12 protein-coding genes and 2 pseudogenes are annotated in these 18,529 nt (G+C 69.3%); 7 read left to right on the top strand and 7 right to left on the bottom strand.

Annotated elements, in window-relative coordinates:
* The first annotated feature begins 100 nt into the window (after positions 1-100).
* The 4 genes from BT364_RS21500 (at position 101) to BT364_RS21485 (ending at position 6,425) form a co-directional block, all read left to right on the top strand.
* Positions 101-595, top strand: a complete 495-nt coding sequence (locus BT364_RS21500) for an SseB family protein (protein WP_177328186.1) — start codon at positions 101-103, stop codon at positions 593-595.
* Positions 592-1,239 carry a hypothetical protein gene (locus BT364_RS21495; RefSeq protein ID WP_072486837.1) on the top strand — a complete coding sequence of 216 codons (648 nt, stop codon included), beginning with the start codon at positions 592-594 and terminating at the stop codon, positions 1,237-1,239. Before BT364_RS21500 ends, BT364_RS21495 begins: the two co-directional genes overlap by 4 nt.
* On the top strand, positions 1,239-5,939 hold the full coding sequence (locus BT364_RS21490; protein ID WP_072486836.1) for a putative T7SS-secreted protein: 4,701 nt from the start codon (positions 1,239-1,241) through the stop codon (positions 5,937-5,939). Before BT364_RS21495 ends, BT364_RS21490 begins: the two co-directional genes overlap by 1 nt.
* A gap of 69 nt (positions 5,940-6,008) precedes the next feature.
* Positions 6,009-6,425: a contact-dependent growth inhibition system immunity protein gene (locus tag BT364_RS21485; RefSeq protein ID WP_256260115.1), complete on the top strand. Its 417-nt coding sequence runs from the start codon at positions 6,009-6,011 to the stop codon at positions 6,423-6,425.
* Positions 6,426-7,152: 727 nt separating this feature from the next.
* Here the strand turns inward: BT364_RS21485 and mnmA are convergent.
* Positions 7,153-8,289 (bottom strand): tRNA 2-thiouridine(34) synthase MnmA, encoded by a 1,137-nt coding sequence (mnmA, locus tag BT364_RS21475; protein ID WP_072486834.1) that lies wholly within the window; start codon positions 8,287-8,289, stop codon positions 7,153-7,155.
* A gap of 61 nt (positions 8,290-8,350) precedes the next feature.
* Between mnmA and BT364_RS21470 the strand changes: the two genes are divergently transcribed.
* Positions 8,351-9,031 (top strand): N-acetylmuramoyl-L-alanine amidase, encoded by a 681-nt coding sequence (locus BT364_RS21470; protein ID WP_072486833.1) that lies wholly within the window; start codon positions 8,351-8,353, stop codon positions 9,029-9,031.
* A gap of 65 nt (positions 9,032-9,096) precedes the next feature.
* Here the strand turns inward: BT364_RS21470 and BT364_RS21465 are convergent, their stop codons facing one another.
* Together BT364_RS21465 and BT364_RS41640 are read right to left on the bottom strand one after the other, a co-directional pair.
* Positions 9,097-10,266: a cysteine desulfurase family protein gene (locus BT364_RS21465; protein ID WP_072486832.1), complete on the bottom strand. Its 1,170-nt coding sequence runs from the start codon at positions 10,264-10,266 to the stop codon at positions 9,097-9,099.
* Between the two features lie 143 nt (positions 10,267-10,409).
* Positions 10,410-10,589, bottom strand: coding sequence for a hypothetical protein (locus BT364_RS41640; RefSeq protein ID WP_177328185.1), 180 nt, complete (start codon positions 10,587-10,589; stop codon positions 10,410-10,412).
* Between the two features lie 36 nt (positions 10,590-10,625).
* Between BT364_RS41640 and BT364_RS21460 the strand changes: the two genes are divergently transcribed.
* Positions 10,626-14,465: a S8 family serine peptidase gene (locus BT364_RS21460; protein WP_072486831.1), complete on the top strand. Its 3,840-nt coding sequence runs from the start codon at positions 10,626-10,628 to the stop codon at positions 14,463-14,465.
* A 51-nt stretch (positions 14,466-14,516) separates the two neighbouring features.
* Here the strand turns inward: BT364_RS21460 and BT364_RS21455 are convergent, their stop codons facing one another.
* The gene (locus BT364_RS21455) at positions 14,517-15,527 is read right to left on the bottom strand and encodes a helix-turn-helix transcriptional regulator (RefSeq protein WP_079179569.1); all 1,011 of its coding nucleotides are present in this window, start codon (positions 15,525-15,527) and stop codon (positions 14,517-14,519) included.
* A 312-nt stretch (positions 15,528-15,839) separates the two neighbouring features.
* Here BT364_RS21455 and BT364_RS43140 point away from each other — a divergent pair.
* Positions 15,840-16,160: pseudogene (locus tag BT364_RS43140) on the top strand (TetR family transcriptional regulator); the annotation flags it as partial.
* 4 nt (positions 16,161-16,164) lie between these two features.
* Here the strand turns inward: BT364_RS43140 and BT364_RS21445 are convergent.
* The 3 genes and pseudogenes from BT364_RS21445 to BT364_RS21435 form a co-directional block, all read right to left on the bottom strand.
* Positions 16,165-16,808: pseudogene (locus tag BT364_RS21445) on the bottom strand (helix-turn-helix transcriptional regulator); the annotation flags it as partial.
* 60 nt (positions 16,809-16,868) lie between these two features.
* On the bottom strand, positions 16,869-17,747 hold the full coding sequence (locus tag BT364_RS21440) for a thioesterase family protein (protein ID WP_072486829.1): 879 nt from the start codon (positions 17,745-17,747) through the stop codon (positions 16,869-16,871).
* A gap of 109 nt (positions 17,748-17,856) precedes the next feature.
* Positions 17,857-18,528: a trimeric intracellular cation channel family protein gene (locus BT364_RS21435; RefSeq protein WP_072486828.1), complete on the bottom strand. Its 672-nt coding sequence runs from the start codon at positions 18,526-18,528 to the stop codon at positions 17,857-17,859.
* Position 18,529 lies beyond the last annotated feature (1 nt).

The raw sequence follows: 18,529 nt of genomic DNA, 5'->3' as shown, positions 1-18,529 counted from the left end.
AGAGACGGCCGCGCCTGTTGCTCGACCGCATCCGTCGCTTTTCGGTCAGCAGACAGCATCGCATTGCAGTCGGAAATTCGAACATGTGATGATCTCGCCTATGACCACGGGTGGGGACAAGACATCGAACCGACAACGGCCGCTACGACTCGCCGACTTGGCCGGTCCGGTGACTCCACCGATGCCGGAAGCGCCGGAGGTTTCCGTGCCGACGCCGGGCGTCGAGGGCGATCCGCTGGTTGCTGCGCGTCGGGAGTTCGCAGTGCTGCTGGGCGAGTTCCGTCGTACGGCGGTGCTGGTCCCGTTCGACGCGTCGGGGAGTCTGTGGTCTGCCGATCGGAACGGCGTGCGCTGGATCTGTGCGTTCTCGGACGAGGAGGCGCTGGCCAGGTTTGCCTACGCACAGGGTGATGCCGGCAGGGAGTGGACGTACCGGGCGATTCTCGGTGCGCGGTTGCTGGATGTGATGGTTCCGCTGTTGCCGGGTCCGGCGGGGGTTGCGCTGGATGCGGGCAGCGAGGACGGGGTGCTGTTCCCGCCGGTGGCGGGGGTCGTGCCTGAGGCGGTCGCGGTGGATCTCGGGGAGTCCGCGTGAGCGGGGGGCAGCAGCCGGATCTGGAGGTTCCGCAGGACGCACTGGCGTTGATCGCGCAGGGGATCGACAAGGCGCACGGTGAGTTGAAGGACCTCGGGCTGATCGGCGAGGCGACGACGGGGCGTGGTTTCTCGGATCTGGCGCTGTCGGGGCTGGAGTTGGGGCATGAGGGTCTTGCTGCGGGGTTCGAGGCGTTCTGCGAGCGGTGGGAGTGGGGCGTGCGGGGGCTGATGGCGTGGGGTAACAGTTTCGCGGCCGGGGTGGGGCTGTCGGTGGGGGCGTTTCATGAGCAGGAGCAGTACGTCAAGGACACGTTCAAGATCGCGATGAACGCCGTGAACGGCAATCCGCATCTGAGCGAGGACGAGGTCAAGGAGAAGAGCTGGGACGAGATCAGGTCCCAGTCGCCGTACGACGGTGCCGACGGGAGCCAGGAGTCGTTCGAGCGGGCGCGGGAGGAGGTGGGGCAGGCCTGGCGGGACACGGGGTACGACGTGCAGGACGGGATGCTCGACTCGATGCGTAATTCGGGGGTGATCTCGCCCGAGGTGCGTGAGGCGGCCGACGAGCAGGCCCGCAGGACGTTCGACCCGTCGGAAGAGGCCGTCAGGCAGGCACAGCAGCCGAATTGGGGTGATCGCTGATGCCGGACTGGGGTGCATGGGCGGAGAAGGGCCTCGGCAAGCTGGAGGACGGCTGGGAGGAGGGGAAGAAGAAGCTCGGCGAGGGGGTCGACTGGGCGACGGACAAGGCCGGCGACGGACTTGAGCACATCAACCAGGACGCGATGGCTGACATCGTCGAGGACTGGGGCGACCGTGCGGCTTCCTCTCTCGGCGCGAAGGTCGGTGAGCAGCAGCTCGGACAGAGCGAGCAGGCGAACGAGCTGGTTCACGGCAACGTGGCGAAGATCAGCGCGAGCGTGCAGAACCTCCGGGACTTCAAGAGTGCGTTCGACCTGGTCGGCCGGGGCATGAAGGCCCTGGACTCCAGCCGGTGGAAGGGCGTGGCGGCGGACACGTTCCGGGAGAAGTTCACGACCGTCCCCACCAACTGGATGCGGGCCTCGGACGCCTTCGACGAGGCGGCCAGGGCTCTGGAGACGTACGCCACGACCGTGACGTGGGCGCAGGGAAAGGCGCAGGAGGCGATCGAGGTCTACCGGTCGGGCGATCAGGCCTCCCGGTCGGCGGTCACCGCGTACAACAAGAAGGTCGACGCCTACAAGGAGGCGTACGGCAGCAAGGACCCGCTGCCCCGGCCGGGTGCATTCGTCGACCCGGGCACGGCCCAGCGGGACCGTGCGCAGGAGATCCTGGCCGATGCCCGAGGTCAGCGCGACGAGGCGGCCGGCACGGCGCAGAGGCTGGTCGCGGCGGCGCTGGAGCATGCGCCGCCGCTGCCGTCCGCGACCGAGCGGGCGACGTTCAACCTTGCGGATTTCGCGGTCGGGCAAGGTGTGGAGTCGACGCACTTCACCGGCGGCGTCGTGAAGGGCGCCGTCGGCATCACGAACTTCATCCGCTCGATCGACCCGCGCGACCCGTACAACCTCACGCACCCGGCCGAGTACTACAAGAGCGTCAACATGACGCTGGCCGGGCTGGCTTCCACCGCGGCCCACCCGGACAGGGCGCTGAAGGGCGCGTGGGAGTCGGCGAAGGCGGACCCCAGCGAGTTCATCGGCCGACTGGTGCCGGAACTCATCGGCACGAAGGGAGCCGGCGGAGGCAAGTCCCTGCTTCGGGCCGGTGTGAAGGACGGTGCAGAAGCCGCAGCAGGGCGTGGGTTGAAACACCACTCCCCCGCGAGGGCGGACGGTCCTGGGGCAGCACGGCACGGTGTCGAAGAGAAGCCGGACGAAGTATCAAGAGGTCCCGAGGACAAGAAGTGCGTGAAGGACCCGATCGATGTCGCCACCGGCCACATGGTGCTGCCCCAGACTGACATCTCACTGCCCGGTTCTCTGCCCCTGCTCTTCCACCGGTCCTTCGAGTCGTCCTACTGCGGGGGCCGCTGGTTCGGCCCGGCCTGGGCGAGCACGGTCGATCAGCGCCTGGAGATCGATTCCCAGGGCGTGATCTTCGTCGGCGACGACGGGAGTCTGCTCGCCTATCCGCACCCTGCCCCGGGCGTCCCGGTGATGCCCACCCACGGCCGCCGCTGGCCGCTGGACCGTGACCCCGATGGGAACTACGCGGTCACCGACCCGGCCAGCGGGCGGGTCCGGCGCTTCGCCCCCCACATCGGCAATCTGGCGCTGCTCACCCAACTGGACGACCGAAACGGCAACTGGATCACCTTCGAGTACGACGCCACCGGCGCCCCGTCCGACATCGTCCACAGCGGCGGCTACCACCTGAAGCTGACCACCCACGAAGGCCGGATTACCGCCCTGTACCTGGCCGGAGCAGCAGCGGACGGAACGGACCAGCAGATCCGCCGCTACGGCTACACCGGCGGCCATCTCACCGAGGTCACCAACTCCTCGGGGCGCCCGCTGAGCTTCGGTCACGATGTCCACGGCCGGATCGACTCCTGGACCGACACCAATGGCAGTCGCTTCGACTACGTCTACGACGAGCACGGCCGCTGTACCGCCCAGTCCGGGGCCAGCGGGCACCTGAGTGCGACCCTTGCCTACGACGACACCGACCCTGACAGCGGTCTGCGCGTCACTGCTGTGACCGACTCGCTCGGCCACACCACCCGCTACCTGATCAACGAACGGGCACAAGTCGTCGCGGAGATCGACCCGCTGGGAGCCGTCACTCGCAGCGAGTACGACCGCCACAACCGCCTGCTGTCCCGCACCGACCCGCTCGGCCGCACACTCTTGCTGCGCTACAACGACGCGGGCAACCTGACGTCGGTGGTCCGCCCCGACGGGCGCGAGACCACCGCGGAGTACAACGGCCTCGGCCTGCCCGTACGGATGACCAACCCAGACCGGACATCAATAGGCCAGGAATATGACGCACGCGGCAACTGTGTAACCAGGACCGACCCTTCCGGCGCCACCACTCGCTATATCTACGACGAAGCGGGCCACCTCACCACTGTCACGGATGCGCTTGGCAGTACAACCCTTATCCGAAGCAACAAGGCGGGACTGCCTGTCGAGGTCACCGACCCCTTGGGATCAATTACTCACATAGAGCGTGATGCGTTCGGCCGACCGGTGACCATCACCGACCCCTTGGGCAGCACCACATGCCACGAATGGACCGCGGAGGGCAAACCCGCCTGCCGTATCGAGGCCGATGGCACCCGCCAGTCGTGGACGTACGACGGGGAGGGTAACTGCCTCACCCACACCGACGCCATGGGCGCACTGACCCAGTTCGAGTACACGCACTTCGACCTCATGACAGCCCGGACCGGTCCCGACGGGGTGCGCTACGAATTCCAGCACGACCACGAGCTACGCCTGCGGCGGGTACTGAACCCACAAGGACTGACCTGGGACTACGAATACGACGAAGCTGGCCGTCTCGTAGCTGAGACCGACTTCGACGGTCGCACCCTCTCCTACGCCCGCGACACAGCAGGGCGGCTCACATCACGAACTGATGCTCTCGGACGAATAATCCGCTTCGAACGCGATGCCCTGGACCGGATCGTTGCCAAGGATGTCAACGGATCGGTCACCACGTTCGAGTACGACCTCTCCGACCAGCTCGGACAAGCTGTCGGCCCGGAGGCAAGGGTCACCTTCCTCCGAGACCGCTACGGCCTACTCAAATCCGAAACCGTCAACGGCCAAACCATGACGTTTCAGTACGACAGGCTCGGGCGCCGAACAGGCCGGACGACACCGAGCGGCGCGATCAGCAAATGGACCTACGACCTGGCAGGCCGCCGCAGCTCGCTCACCTCCTCCGGTCGAGTACTGACCTTCGAACACGACGCAGCAGGCCGGGAGATCGCCCGCCACATGGGCGATGCCGTCACCTTCGCATCAGGCTTCGACGCTCTGGGCCGTCTCACCAGCCAACATGTCACCGGCACTGACCGCAGCATCCAGCGACGCCAATATGCCTACCGCGCCGACGGCATCCTGACCTGTATCCACGACCTGCTCTCCGGCTCTAAATCATTCGACCTCGACATGGCCGGCCGGGTCACCGGCGTCCACGCCGCAGACTGGACAGAGCACTACAGCTACGATGAAACGGGTAACCAGACCGAAGCCTCGTGGCCCAGTTCCCATCCTGGCCAGGAAGCGAGGGGCACTCGCTCCTACAACGGGACCGCTATCACCCGAGCCGGAACGGTGCGCTACGAACACGACGCGCTCGGCCGAATCACAATGCGGCAGAAGATTCGTCTTTCGCGAAAGCCAGAGACTTGGCGGTACGAATGGGATGCCGAGGACCGCCTGGCCAAGGTAGCTACACCGGACGGCGAAACGTGGAGCTACGCCTACGACCCGCTCGGCCGTCGTATCGCAAAGAAGCGCTTGGCCGACGACGGCCTTACCGTGGCGGAGCAAGTCACCTTCACCTGGGACGGCACCATTCTCTGCGAGCAGATACACGACGACTGCGACTCTTCGCATTCCGTCGCACTCACCTGGGATCATGACGGTTTGTGTCCACTCACCCAGACAGAACGCATCTTCGCAGCGAACACGCCACAAGAGAAGATCGCCGAGCGTTTCTTCTCTATCGCCACGGACTTGGGCGGCGCGCCGAAGGAGCTCATCGACGAGTCAGGCGAGCTCGCCTGGTACACGCGCAGCACACTGTGGGGTGCGACAACTTGGGCTGTGAAGAGCGGAGCCTACACACCACTTCGCTTCCCCGGTCAGTACTACGACCCGGAGACGGGGCTTCACTACAACTTTTTCCGATACTACGAGCCAGAAACCGCCCGCTATCTGACACCTGACCCACTGGGTCTCACTCCGGCGCCAAATCCCAACACATACGTAAATAACCCTAATAACTGGGTCGACCCACTGGGGCTCGGCCCGTGTCGCGAATTGGGACTGAGTACCGGCGCACAAAGAGCACTAGAGAAACTTGAGAACATCAAACGAGACCCCCTGGGAGAGATAAACTCGCAGCCCAACCACAACCACTACGACGCAGCACGGAGAGAAGCCAACGGCGAAGTGGTGGCCAGAAAGCCCGACGGAACGCCCTTCGATCACATCGCCGACCTGAAGCAGGCCAGGAATGGCCTCGATAAGGTACGGAAAGTGATCGAGCTAGAACTAAAGCAACTTCCGGAATCACTTACCGAGCGCGGCCTCGAAGTACTTATGAACAAGCAGGTCGAAGTAAATAGACTGCTAAATAATTTGAACGGATTCCTGCATTCCATCGGACATCGATGAAACTCAATGAGCCTTCAGAGAGCCACTAAAACATCAACCAATGAACCACTCACCACCACAAGGAACGCCATGAGCAGCCCTATTGATCGAGAAATGTCCCTAGCGGAACTCGAAGGTCAAAAATGGCCGGACCCGCCACCGGACTCGACATACCTAGTAAAGAGCATTCACGCCCTGCGCTCCCGCCCCATCGGGAGTCTCACAGTTGAGGAAATGCGACGATTGATCGGCCAGGACGTGGGATTGCCCTGGCTGTTGCCGATGGCAGTGGAAATCCTGCGTAATACCGCACACGCGGAAGAAATTGGAGGGTTCTACGACGACGACCTACTGTCTGCCGTCCTCACTCGGAGCCGGGAAACTTGGCTCACTATGCCGGATCTAGCCCAGGAGGTCAAGGATGTTTTGGCAATCCTAAAAGATGTTTCCTTGTACATTGAGCCAGAGATCGAGCAATTCATGTCCGTATTCCCGGAATCCTCATGAATGGATTACCGTGAAGGTGTTGGTATTTGTGCAGGCGGTGATCGCGCGGCAGTACAGCGTGGCTGCTCAGGCCCTTGTGTGACCTGCGCTTGATCGCCTCGCGGGCCATCTGTGGTCGCAAGACCTCAACGGACGGACACACGAATCATCGCCGCAGAACTCCGCGAGATGCCCCACGACAGCTTGCGCCGGATGCTGAACCTCTAGGCCTCTCCTCAGTGAGGAAGTCCAGCAGGTATCCCAGTGTTCAACAGTGCGGTGTCGCAGCCTGACAGGGCCCGGCCCCTGGTCAATGTCCATGCTGGTGACGTCGAGCAAGTACATGAAGTGTTGACGTTAGTCGGCTTCGGGCTCAGCTCGATGAGGTTCTCGGTCCGTTTAGTGCGGTGCACGGTGTCCCTGTCGGGCGTCACCAGCCACAGGTTGTCCTGGAACCAGCGGTGCAGCGCGGACAGGCGGGAGCGTTAAGCGTGGCTCCCGTGGATACGAGCAGCGCGTCGGGCCGTGTGATCGCTACCAGTCGTCGCGTCGGCCTGTGAAGCCATCGCTCTCGAACACGAACTCGCTGCCCTCCGACGCCGGGCGCCGCCGCCTCCCCGTCGAAACACGTCTCATACTCGCCGTGCGGGTGGGCGTGCAGCCACTCGGCTTCCTCAGACCAGCTGACGCCCACCTTGGCAGTGTCTGCCCCGGCGGGTCAGCCTGGGCCGGGACGGGCCAGGGTCGGTCAGCCGGGTGTTGCCGCCGCCCTCTCCCGCCGTACCGTCGTGGCGATCGTCGCCGAGCCGACCACGCGGGTGCCGTCGTACAGGACGACCGCCTGGCCGGGGGCCACGCCCCTTACCGGCTCGGTGAAGGTGACGTTCAGGGTGCCGTCGACGAGTTCGGCCGTGACCTCGGTCTCGCCGCCGTGGGCGCGGAGCTGGGCGGTGTAGGTGCCGGGGGCGGTCGGGGCCGTGCCGCACCAGCGGGGCTTGATGGCGGTGAGGGCGGTGACGTCGAGGGCTTCGACCGGGCCGACCGTCACCGTGTTGTTCACCGGGGAGATGTCCAGGACGTAGCGCGGCTTGCCGTCGGGGGCGGGGTGGCCGATGCGCAGGCCCTTGCGCTGGCCGATGGTGAAGCCGAAGGCACCCTCGTGGGTGCCGACCTTCGTGCCCGACTCGTCGAGGATGTCGCCCTCCGCCTTGCCGCCGAGCCGGCTCGCCAGGAAGCCCTGGGTGTCGCCGTCGGCGATGAAGCAGATGTCGTGGCTGTCGGGCTTCTTGGCGACCGCGAGGCCCCGGCGCTCGGCCTCGGCGCGGATCTCGTCCTTGGTGGTGAGGGTGTCGCCGAGCGGGAACATCGCGTGGGCGAGCTGCTTCTCGTCCAGGACGCCGAGGACGTACGACTGGTCCTTGGCCATGTCGGAGGCGCGGTGCAGCTCGCGGCTGCCGTCCTCGTCGAGGACGACGGTGGCGTAGTGGCCGGTACAGACCGCGTCGAAGCCCAGCGCGAGGGCCTTGTCCAGGAGCGCGGCGAACTTGATCTTCTCGTTGCAGCGCAGGCAGGGGTTGGGCGTGCGGCCCGCCTCGTACTCGGCGATGAAATCGTCCACGACGTCCTCGCGGAAGCGTTCCGCCAGGTCCCAGACGTAGAACGGGATGCCGATGACGTCCGCGGCCCGGCGGGCGTCGCGGGAGTCCTCGATCGTGCAACAGCCGCGCGCTCCGGTACGGAAGGACTGCGGGTTGGCGGAGAGGGCGAGGTGCACACCGGTCACGTCGTGGCCCGCCTCGGCGGCGCGGGCCGCGGCGACGGCGGAGTCGACACCGCCCGACATGGCGGCGAGCACACGGAGGGGGCGCTGGGAAGTCTCAGTCATAGCTCCACCAGGGTACGGGGCGCCGGGAACCGAACGCTCTCGGATATGCGTTGTGGATCACATGGGGACCAAGGGGACATCGGGCGCCAAGAGCTCCGGGGGCGCGAAGTCCGGGCACGGCATCAGCCGGCGCGGGCTGCTGATCGGCGCCGCGGTCACGGCCGCGGGCACGGCCCTGCTGGCACGCGAGCAGCTGGAGCATGCCTGGTGGCGGCTGCCAGGGGTGGAGAAGCCCCGCAAGCCCGGCGAGGTGGATTTCGCGCGGGCCCAGTGGATAGCGGCGTCCTCGGCGAACTGGCGGCGGGCCGACCGCCCCGACGACTACACGATCGACCGGGTCGTCATCCACGTCACCCAGGGCAGCTATCAGAGTGCGGTGAAGGTCTTCCAGGACCCGGGACACGGAGCGGCGGCGCACTACGTGGTGCGCAAGGACGGCCATGTGACGCAGATGATCCGTGAGCTGGATGTGGCGTTCCACGCGGGGAACAGGTCGTACAACGAGCGCAGCGTCGGCATAGAGCACGAGGGCTTCGTGGACCGGCCGCAGGACTTCACGGCGGCGATGTACGGGGCCTCTGCGCGGCTCACAGCGGCGATCTGCGGGCGGTACGGGATACCGGCGGACCGGGAGCACATCGTCGGGCACGTGGAGGTGCCGGGCACGGACCACACCGATCCGGGCAAGCACTGGGACTGGGACCGGTATCTGAAGCTGGTGCGGGCGGCGGACAAGCGGTGACCGCCCGGCACACGGGGTGACCGCGGGGCCCGGCCGGCCGCCGGACGGGCCCGGATCGGCCGGAGTCAGCTGAGTCCCGCAGTGCGCGCCCGCTCCACCGCCGGTCCGATCGCGCGGGCGACCTCGTCGATGTCCTGCCGGGTGGACGTGTGGCCGAGCGAGAAGCGCAGGGTGCCGCGGGCCAGGTCCGGGTCGGTGCCGGTGGCCAGCAGTACGTGGCTGGGCTGGGCGATCCCGGCGGTGCAGGCGGAGCCGGTGGAGCATTCGATGCCCTGGGCGTCCAGCAGCAGGAGCAGGGAGTCGCCCTCGCAGCCGGGGAAGGTGAAGTGGGCGTTGGCGGGGAGCCGGCCGCCGGGGGCCGGGTCGCCGCCGAGGACGGCATCGGGCACGGCCGCCCGCACGGCCGCGACCAGTTCGTCGCGGAGTCCGCCGATCTCGCGGGCGAACTCCTCGCGTCCGTCGGCGGCCAGCCGCCCCGCGAGGGCGAAGGAGGCGATGGCGGGCACATCGAGGGTGCCCGAGCGGACGTGCCGCTCCTGGCCGCCGCCGTGGAGCACGGGTACGGGGGTGTATTCGCGGCCGAGCAGCAGCGCGCCGATGCCGAACGGACCGCCGATCTTGTGTGCGCTGACCGTCATCGCGGCCAGCCCGGACCGGGCGAAGTCGACCTCCAGCTGCCCGAAGGCCTGCACCGCGTCCGCATGCATCGGCACATCGAACTCACGGGCCACGTCGGCCAGTTCGCGTACCGGCATGATGGTGCCGATCTCGTTGTTGGCCCACATCACGGTGACCATCGCGACATCGCCGGGGTCGCGGAGGATCGCCTCGCGCAGGGCGTCCGGGTGGACGCGTCCGTGCCGGTCGACGGGGAGGTATTCGACGTTCGCGCCCTCGTGTTCGGCGAGCCAGTCGACGGCGTCCAGCACCGCGTGGTGCTCGACGGGGCTGGCCAGCACCCGGGTGCGGCGGGGGGCGGCGTCGCGGCGGGCCCAGTACAGGCCCTTCACGGCGAGGTTGTCGGCCTCGGTGCCGCCGGAGGTGAAGACCACCTCGCTGGGGCGTGCGCCGAGCGCATCGGCGAGGGTCTCTCTCGACTCCTCGACGGTACGGCGGGCCCGGCGCCCGGCGGCGTGCAGTGAGGACGCGTTGCCGGTGACGGCGAGCTGGGCGGTCATCGCCTCGATCGCTTCCGGAAGCATCGGCGTGGTCGCGGCGTGGTCGAGGTAAGCCATGGTGGGCTCGATTCTACGAGCCCGGGGCGGGGCGTACGGCGGGCGCATGGTGCCCCGGCACCCGCGCACGGCCGGGTGCGGTCTTCCTCGCCCCGTCCCCGGGCCCGTCCGGGCGGGAAAGGGCGTCGGGCTCCGCGCCCGGTTCAGCCGGCGAAGTTCCGGGCGACGAGGCCGTTGCCGGTGACGAGGAGGGGCCGCTCGGCCCCGGTGATTCCGCTGGTACGCGCGGTGGAGCACACCGTGTCGTTTTGGCGACATGTCGCAAGCACGGCAGGGAAAAGGCTGGTGCGGCCGATCAGTGGGGCCCCAGTCTTGAGCCGCACCGCGTGTCCATCTCCTTGCCTCCTGGAAAGGTTCCGATGCACAGACGGTATCGCTCTGCCGCCGTACTGGCGGCAGGAGTCCTCATCGCCACCTTGGCCCCCACCTCCTCCGGCGCGAGCGCCGCCCCGGCGCCCGCCTCCATCGGCGCGAACTCCGCCGGCCGTCCCCAGGTCAGCTCCGTCACGCTCGTGACCGGTGACCGGGTGCGGCTGGAGACCTTCCCCGGCGGCCGGAAGGCCGTCTCCGTCGAGCCGGCCTCGGGCGCTTCGCAGGCCGACTTCACCCAGCTGGAGATCGACAAGCAGCTGTACGTGCTGCCCCGCGCCGCGCTCCCGTACATCGCCTCCGGCAAACTGGACCGGCAGCTGTTCAACATCACCTCCCTGGTCAAGCAGGGGTACGACGACGCCCACACCTCCGCCATCCCGCTGATCGCCCGCTACACCGGCGGCACGAACCCCACGTCCAAGGGAGCGCCCACCGGTTCGCGCAAGGGCCTGGTCATCAAGAGCCTGCGCGGCTCGGCACTGAAGGCGGACAAGAAGCAGGCCGGGCGCTTCTGGAAGGCCATCGACGACGACGCGCTCGCCAAGAGCAGCGCCGAGGGCGGCGCGAAGAACGCTTCCAAGAACTCTTCTTCCAAGAACTCTGCTTTCAAGAACGCGGCCTTCGAGGGCGGCGTCGAGAAGCTGTGGCTGGACGCGAAGGTCCACGCCTCCCTCGATCGCAGCACCGCGCAGATCGGTGCGCCCGAGGCGTGGAAGGCCGGCTACGACGGAAACGGCGCGACCGTCGCCGTCCTGGACACCGGCGTCGACGCCACCCACCCCGACCTGGCCGGGAAACTCGGCGAAGCACGCAACTTCACCGACGAGCCCACCGCGAACGACGGCCACGGCCACGGCACCCATGTCGCCTCCACCATCGCCGGCAGCGGCACCGCCTCGGGCGGCTCGCGCAAGGGCGTGGCACCGGGGGCACGGCTGCTGATAGGCAAGGTGCTCGACGACGGCGGCTCCGGCTCGTACTCCGCCATCATGGGCGGCATGGACTGGGCCGCCCACTCGGGCGCCGACATCGTCAGCATGAGCCTGGGCGGCCAGCCCACCGACGGCACGGACGTACTCAGCCTCGTCCTCAACGGCCTCAGCGAGGAGACCGGCACCCTCTTCGTCGTCGCGGCGGGCAACACGGGCTCCGACTACTCAGTAGGCTCCCCGGGCGCCGCGGCGAGCGCACTGACCGTGGGCGCCGTCGACCGCGACGACAAGCTGGCCCCCTTCTCCAGCCGCGGCCCGCGCGTCGGGGACAACGGCGTCAAGCCCGACCTCACCGCCCCCGGCGTCGGCATCGTCGCCGCCCGCGCGGCCGGCACGTCCATGGGCAACCCGGTGGACGTGGCCTACACCGCCGCGTCGGGTACGTCCATGGCGACCCCGCACGTGGCGGGCGCGGCAGCGATCCTGGCCGGGCGCCACCCCGACTGGAGCGCCCAGCAGCTCAAGGACGCGTTGATGAGCACGACGCGTACCGCCTCCGACCAGACGGTCTACGAGCAGGGCACCGGCCGGGTGGACGTGGCCCGCTCGGTGCGCCAGCAGGTGCGCGCCACCGGCACCACCACCTTCGGCGCCCTGGCACCGGACGCGGGCCCGCGGCAGGTGAGCGTCACCTACACCAACGACGGCGACGCGCCCGTCTCGCTCACGCTGGACACCACCTTCGACAAGCTCTACGGCTCCCCGGCCCCGGCAGGCACCATAGGCGCCCCCGCGCAGGTCACCGTGGACGCCCACGGCACCACCGACGTGACCGTGACCCTCGACGCGCCCGCGCTGCCGGAGGGCGTCTACAGCGGCCGCCTCACCGCCACCTCGGCCGACGGACAGGCCGTCACGCACACCGTCCTCTCCGCGGTGAAGGACCCGGTCACGCACAAGGTCACCGTGCGCGGCATCGACCGCGCCGGGCAGCCGGCGACCGTCTTCCCGCTGATCCTGCTGGGTCCCACGGGCCGCTTCGATGTCGTCCAGGAGGTGCCGGCGGGGCAGAGCCTGACGGTGGACGTGCCCGAGGGCATGTACTACCTGCACGGCGTCATCACGCAGTCGACGGAGGACAACGTCACCAACAGCCTGGTGGTCAACCCCCACCTGCGGGTGGGCGGCGCCACGGAGCTGGTGCTCGACGCACGCAAGGCGGTCCCCGTGGAGATCCGGACCCCCAAGCCGGCCGAGCAGCGGGGCCCGATGGTCTTCTCCACCCACTGGAAAACCGGCGACCGGGAGTTCGCCAGCTTCTTCGGCAGCGGACACAGCGGCGGACAGCTCCTCTACGTCACGCCCACCGAGGAGTTCACCGAGGGAACCTTCGAGTTCACCTCCCGCTGGCAGCTGACCGCACCGATGCTCCGCGCACGCGCAATCTCCGCCACCGCCGCGGCCGGTGTCCCCGTCCGTCTGCTCCACAACTCCCCCGCCGTGGACGGCGTGCGGCGCCTGCGGGTGGTGGACGCCGGTCACGGACGCCCCGAGGACTACGCGGCGCTGCGCGCACGGGGCACGGACGTCCGCGGAACGGCGGTGCTCGTGGAACTGGAGGGGGTGGAGTACGACGAGGCGGTGACCTCGGCCGCCCGAGCCGGAGCCGCGGCCGCCGTCACCACCGCCGGCGGCAACAGGTACGCGGCCGCGACCTGGCAGCCGGTGAGCCAGCGACTGCCCGCGATCGGGCTGTACGCCTCCCACGCCACCGCGCAGCGGCTGCGCGCGCCGGGCGCCGTGCTGGAGTTGAAGGGGACCCCGGAAAGCCCCTACCTCTACGACGTCGTGCAGGTCGCCCAACAGCGCGTCCCCGAGCACGTGGTCCACAAAGTCGGGCCGAAGAACACGGCCACCGTGGTCTCGCGCTACCCGGACACGGGCGGGGCGCGCTACGTCGCGGAGGACCGGCCGTCCTGGCGTCCGTGGGAGGGGGAGGACGTGTACCTCTCCATTCGGTCCCGGTACGTCCGCACCGGGCAGGCGCGGACGGAGTACCTGAGCGGTCCCGCCGACACCCGGTGGCTGCACTGGGTCAACCCCCGCAACACCTGGGCGATCCAGGCAGTGGGGACCGGCATGTTCGGCCCCCTGCGCACCTACCGGCCCGGTGAGCACGCCACGGAGAGCTGGTACGCCCCCGTGGTGCGCCCGGCGATCCCCCGAGGTGTCGAAGGGCTCGCCCACCGCAAGGGCGACCAGCTGACCATAGGGATCCCCGAGTTCACCGACACCGCCTCCGGCCACTACGGCTACGCCCTGCCCCGCAAGGGCGCCGACACCCCCTACCCCGACGAGACCCGCGCCGTACTGCGTCGCGACGGCGAGATCCTCGCCGAAGGCCCCCGGGCGTGGGGCACCTTCCCCGCGGGCGGGGACAACGGCCGTTACCAGTTGGACCTGGACGTGAAGCGCACCAGCCCCGAGGGCACCCTCTCGCGGGCCACCAGCACCCGCTGGTCGTTCACGGCCCCTCGCCCGGCCGAGGGCAAGGAGTCCCTGATTCCCCTCCTCCAGCTCGACTACGACGTGGCCACCGACCTCCAGGGCTCCGCCCCTGACTCCGGGTCCTTCGCCTTCGGAGTGAGCGCCCGTCACCAGGACGGTCTGACGGGCCGTTCCGTGAAGGGCATGGAGGTGTCCGTCTCGTACGACGACGGCGGGCACTGGCGGGCGGCGAGGGCTTCCGCCCGGGGCGACGGCGCCTACCGCGTCCGGGTCACCCACCCCTCGACTGCCCGCACCAGCGGGTACGTCACGCTGCGGGTCCGCGCCTGGGACGACGCGGGCAACGAGGTGACGCAGGAGATCGAGCGGGCGTACGCGCTGAGGTAGTACGCGAGATCCGGAAGCCGCGACCGGCCCCGGTCGCGGCTTCCGTGCGTCCTAAGACAGCCAGTCGCGCCGCGCCGCCTGCCACACCAGCTGCGTACGCGTCGTCGCGCCCGCCCGCTGCATCAGCGCGGTGATCCGGCGCTGCACCGTGCGGTGGCTGACACGCAGCTGGGTGGCGATCGCCTTGTCCGTCACGCCCGCGACGACCAGGGAGAGCAGATAGCGCTCGTCGTCGGCGAGACTGCCGCCCGGTCCCATGCCGTCGGCGAAGTCGGCCAGCTCGCCCGCCTCCGTGACGTGCAGTGGGGTCCCCGCCGCCCACTGGATGTCGAACAGGGCGACGAGGGCGTCCAGGAGAGTGCTGCTGCGGATGATCGCGGCGGTCGGCTCGCCGCGGGCGCCGGTCGTGCTGCCCGGCATCAGCGGGCAGACGGCGACAGAGCTGTCGACGATGACCATGCGCACGGGGAGTGCGCTGGTGGCACGGGCCACTTCACCGGCGCGGATGCCCTGGGCGACGTTGTCGACCATGCCGGGCTGCTCCAGGCAGGCCCGTTCGTAGATCGCCTCGTAGCGGATGCCCTGGGCGAGCAGCTCGAACTCCTCGTCGTTGTCCTGGGCGCGCAGCGCCACGGGATCGGCCTTGCAGAACCACCGCAGGTCACTGCGGGCCCCGTAGGCGAGTTGGCGCAGCTGCTGACGGATGGCGCCGGCCCCAGTGATCACCTCGACCAGTTGCCCGGCGTCATGGCGCCGGCCGCCCGCCCGGTACTCCTCGGCCAGCTGCTCCACTCCACGCCGCGCCCACTCCAGCGCTTCTTGGCCGCGCGCCAGCAGAGGCTGCAGCGCCACGTCCGGCGGGACGGGTACGTACCGCATGCCGCCGTCGCCCGGCAGCCGCCCGACCAGGCCTTTGTCATGCAGGGAGGACAGAAGCGACGCCGCCTCGCGTTCCCGGATGTGGAGCCGTTGGACGATCTCGTCCACGCCCGCACCTCGTACCTCCACCAGGTGGCGGTAGATCCGCTCCTCCGCTGCCCCGATCCCCGCTATCTCCAGCACGCACCCTCTCCCTCGCCGCAGCCCACCCCAGACGGACGCCCGCTGTGCCATCCATGATCGAACAGGATGCGGGCGGTCCTGTCGAGCGATCAGAGGACACCACGGTTTCCGCGAGCCCGAGGCGGGGCGTACGGCGGGCACATGGTGTCCCGGGACCCGAGCACCGCGGCGGCGAGGTCCGCTCCGCCCGGTTCAGCCGCCGAAGTTCCAGGCGACGACGCCGTTTCCGGCGACGAGGAAGGCGAGGACCACGAGGTCGGCGATGCCGAGCGCGAACCCGAGCAGGGCGCGGCCGCGGCGGGAGGTGGACCGGACGAGGGCGCGCTCGGCGTGGCGCTCGTCGAGGAGGCGCTGGGCAGCCTGCACGGAGTGATCGGCGCGACGCTCGCCGAGACCGGTGACAGCTAGGAACGCCTGGACCGCAGCGTCGAACTGACCTTGCGTCACGTCTGCGAGCAGCCCGCCCACTTCCGCTTCATCGCCCATGAACAGCACGGCGGCGTCGGCCCGGTCCGCGAGGCCATAGCGGCCCAACTGCGGCGGTTCGCCGAGGAGGTGGCTGCGGCGCTCGCCGAGGAGCCGGAGTCCCGGGGCTGGAGCGAGGAGGACCTGCTGATGCTGGGCGGACTCTATCGGCGGCCGGCTCCACCCCGGGCCGGCGCACGACCGCTTCGTCCATGAGGGTGGCGCGCCGCACCCGGTCGGCCCTGAAGAGCCGGGGCACTCCGTCCCGGTCCGCCACCAGGTACCAGACGCCCGCCTTCACGACGAGGCCGTACTCGACGGTGCAGGTGCGCGGGGTACTCGTACCGCTGTGGCGGTAGCTCAGCCGCAATCGCCGGTCGGCGAAGACGGCCTCGTGGAGTTCGGACACGTCGACGGCCGGCTGCGGGCCGCTCATCCAGCGCACCGGGTCGACCAGGATCCGTCTGCTGGTCAGTTCGGCGGCGGGCCGGTGCGGTTCGGGCAGGGCGGCCATCACCTTGCGCAGCGCCGACCCGAGCGCCGCGTCGAGGCCGAGCGCGGCATGGGCGCCCTCGGCGGCGAGGACGAAGAGGGCGCGCGCCTCGCCGGCGGTGAGCCCGGTGACATCGGCAGCAGCGCGATGCCGCCGTGCCGCCCCCGCTCGGCGTAGACCGGGACGCCGGAGGCGGAGAGCGCCTCGATGTCCCGGTGGATGGTGCGCACGGAGACTTCGAGGCGCTCGGCGAGCTCGGTGGCGGGCACCGGGCCGCGGGTCTGGAGCAGCAGGAGGATCGAGAGCAGCCGGTCGGATTTCACCTCACCGGCTTCCCCCGCCGCGGCCTCCGCTCCTGCCCCTCCCCCTGCCTCCGCCGGCCGTCAGGAGCGCGGTGCGCGCGCCAGCTGGCGGGACTGGGCCACCAGCCGGTCCGCGCTGTCCCAGACGTCCGCGTCCTCCTCCAGGAATCCGCCCGCGAGGTTGCGGGTGGTGATGGAGACACGCAGCGGTCCGGGGGCCGGGCGGCAGCGGATGTGAGTGGTGAGCTCGATGGTCGGCGTCCAGCCCTTGAGACCCAGCTCGAACGAGGTGGGCGGCAGCGCGTCGACGGTGAGCAGCAGCGAGAGCGGGTCGGCGTCGCGGCCGTCCGCGAGGCCGAACCAGCCGCGCATCTCGCCCTTGCCGGACGGCTGCCCGATGGCCCAGCCGATCGTCGCCGGGTCGAGCTTGATGTCGAGCCGCCCGGTGATCGCGGAGCTGCCGGGGATCGGGGCCGGGCCGTCGCTCGGGCCGAGGCAGTGCTCCAGCGGCGGGAAGGCCGGCGGCTTCGCCGAGGTGCGGACCTCGTCGGAGAGGCCGTCCAGGTCGCCGTAGGTGGCGATGACCCGGATGCGTTCGACCTCGGTGCCGTCCTCCGCGTACTGGAAGAGGGAAGCCTGGCCGGTGGAGAGCGTGCGGCCGGTGCGGACGGTCTGGGTCCGGATCACTGCGGGGCCGGGGACGGACGCGGTGAGGTAGTGCGCGGAGACGGAGAAGGGGTCCGGGTGCGGCAGGGCCTCGCCGAGCGCGCGGCCGAGCATGGCCAGCAGGTAGCCGCCGTTGACCGCGTTGATGATCGTCCAGCCGGCGGAGAGCTCGGCGTCGTAGACGCCCTCTTCGCGAAGGGTGACGGCGGTGTCGCGGTCGAACTCGCTGTTCCCGATGGTCGCCGGTCCGGCCTGCGCCGCCCGCTCTGCTGCCTGCTCTGTTGCCTGTGCCATGCGATGCACCGTACACCGATCGTATTACTGAGCGGTAGCTTTTTGGCGGGGATCACAGCGCCGGATCGCTGGGGCCGCAGCTCCTGCCTCACGGGGCCGCAGCCCCGCCTCAGGTGGTCGCCGAGCTCTCCTCGGCCGTCGCGGACTTCCGGTTGTAGGCGCGCGGGGCCCGCCAGTGGTAGCGCATCGACAGCAGCCGCAGCGCGAAGGCGGCGATCACTGCGGTGCCGCTGGTGAACGCGTTGAGCGCCCCGAAGCGGATGCACAGGACGGTCGTCGTGGCGCCGACGATGGCGGGGACCGCGTACAGGTCGCGGTCCCAGCGCAGCAGCGAGGGCACCTCGTTGGCCAGTACGTCGCGCAGCACACCGCCGCCGACCGCGGTGGCGAGCCCCAGGGCCGCCGACGCGGTGAGGCCCAGGCCGTAGTCGTACGCCTTGACCGTGCCCGTGACGCAGAACAGCCCGAGGCCCGCCGCGTCGAAGACATTGACGCCCACCTGGATCCGCTCGACGTGCGGATGCAGGAAGAACACCAGGACGGCGGCGAGGAGCGGGGTGGTGAAGTAGCCGAGATCCGTGAACGCCGCGGGCGGGACCGCCCCGATCACGATGTCACGGAACAGCCCTCCGCCCAGCGCGGTCACCTCGGCGAGCACCGCGATGCCGAAGACATCGAAGTTCTTGCGTACGGCGAGCAGAGCGCCGGAGATCGCGAAGACGAAGATTCCGACGATGTCGAGCGCATGCTGGACGGAGGGCGTGAACAGTTCGTTGAGCACC

The sequence above is a fragment of the Streptomyces atratus genome, from assembly GCF_900119365.1.
GTDB lineage: Bacteria > Actinomycetota > Actinomycetes > Streptomycetales > Streptomycetaceae > Streptomyces > Streptomyces atratus_B.
The sequence above is the reverse complement of the archived record's forward strand: the minus strand, read 5'-3'. Positions and strand labels throughout refer to the sequence as shown.

Bases quoted from the DNA above. Each gene is read 5' to 3' on its own strand.
- BT364_RS21500 (WP_177328186.1), top strand. From the start codon at position 101: ATGACCACGGGTGGGGACAAGACATCGAACCGACAACGGCCGCTACGA.
- BT364_RS21490 (WP_072486836.1), top strand. From the start codon at position 1,239: ATGCCGGACTGGGGTGCATGGGCGGAGAAGGGCCTCGGCAAGCTGGAG.
- BT364_RS21485 (WP_256260115.1), top strand. From the start codon at position 6,009: ATGAGCAGCCCTATTGATCGAGAAATGTCCCTAGCGGAACTCGAAGGT.
- mnmA (WP_072486834.1), bottom strand. From the start codon at position 8,289: ATGACTGAGACTTCCCAGCGCCCCCTCCGTGTGCTCGCCGCCATGTCG.
- BT364_RS21470 (WP_072486833.1), top strand. From the start codon at position 8,351: ATGGGGACCAAGGGGACATCGGGCGCCAAGAGCTCCGGGGGCGCGAAG.
- BT364_RS21465 (WP_072486832.1), bottom strand. From the start codon at position 10,266: ATGGCTTACCTCGACCACGCCGCGACCACGCCGATGCTTCCGGAAGCG.
- BT364_RS21460 (WP_072486831.1), top strand. From the start codon at position 10,626: ATGCACAGACGGTATCGCTCTGCCGCCGTACTGGCGGCAGGAGTCCTC.
- BT364_RS21440 (WP_072486829.1), bottom strand. From the start codon at position 17,747: ATGGCACAGGCAACAGAGCAGGCAGCAGAGCGGGCGGCGCAGGCCGGA.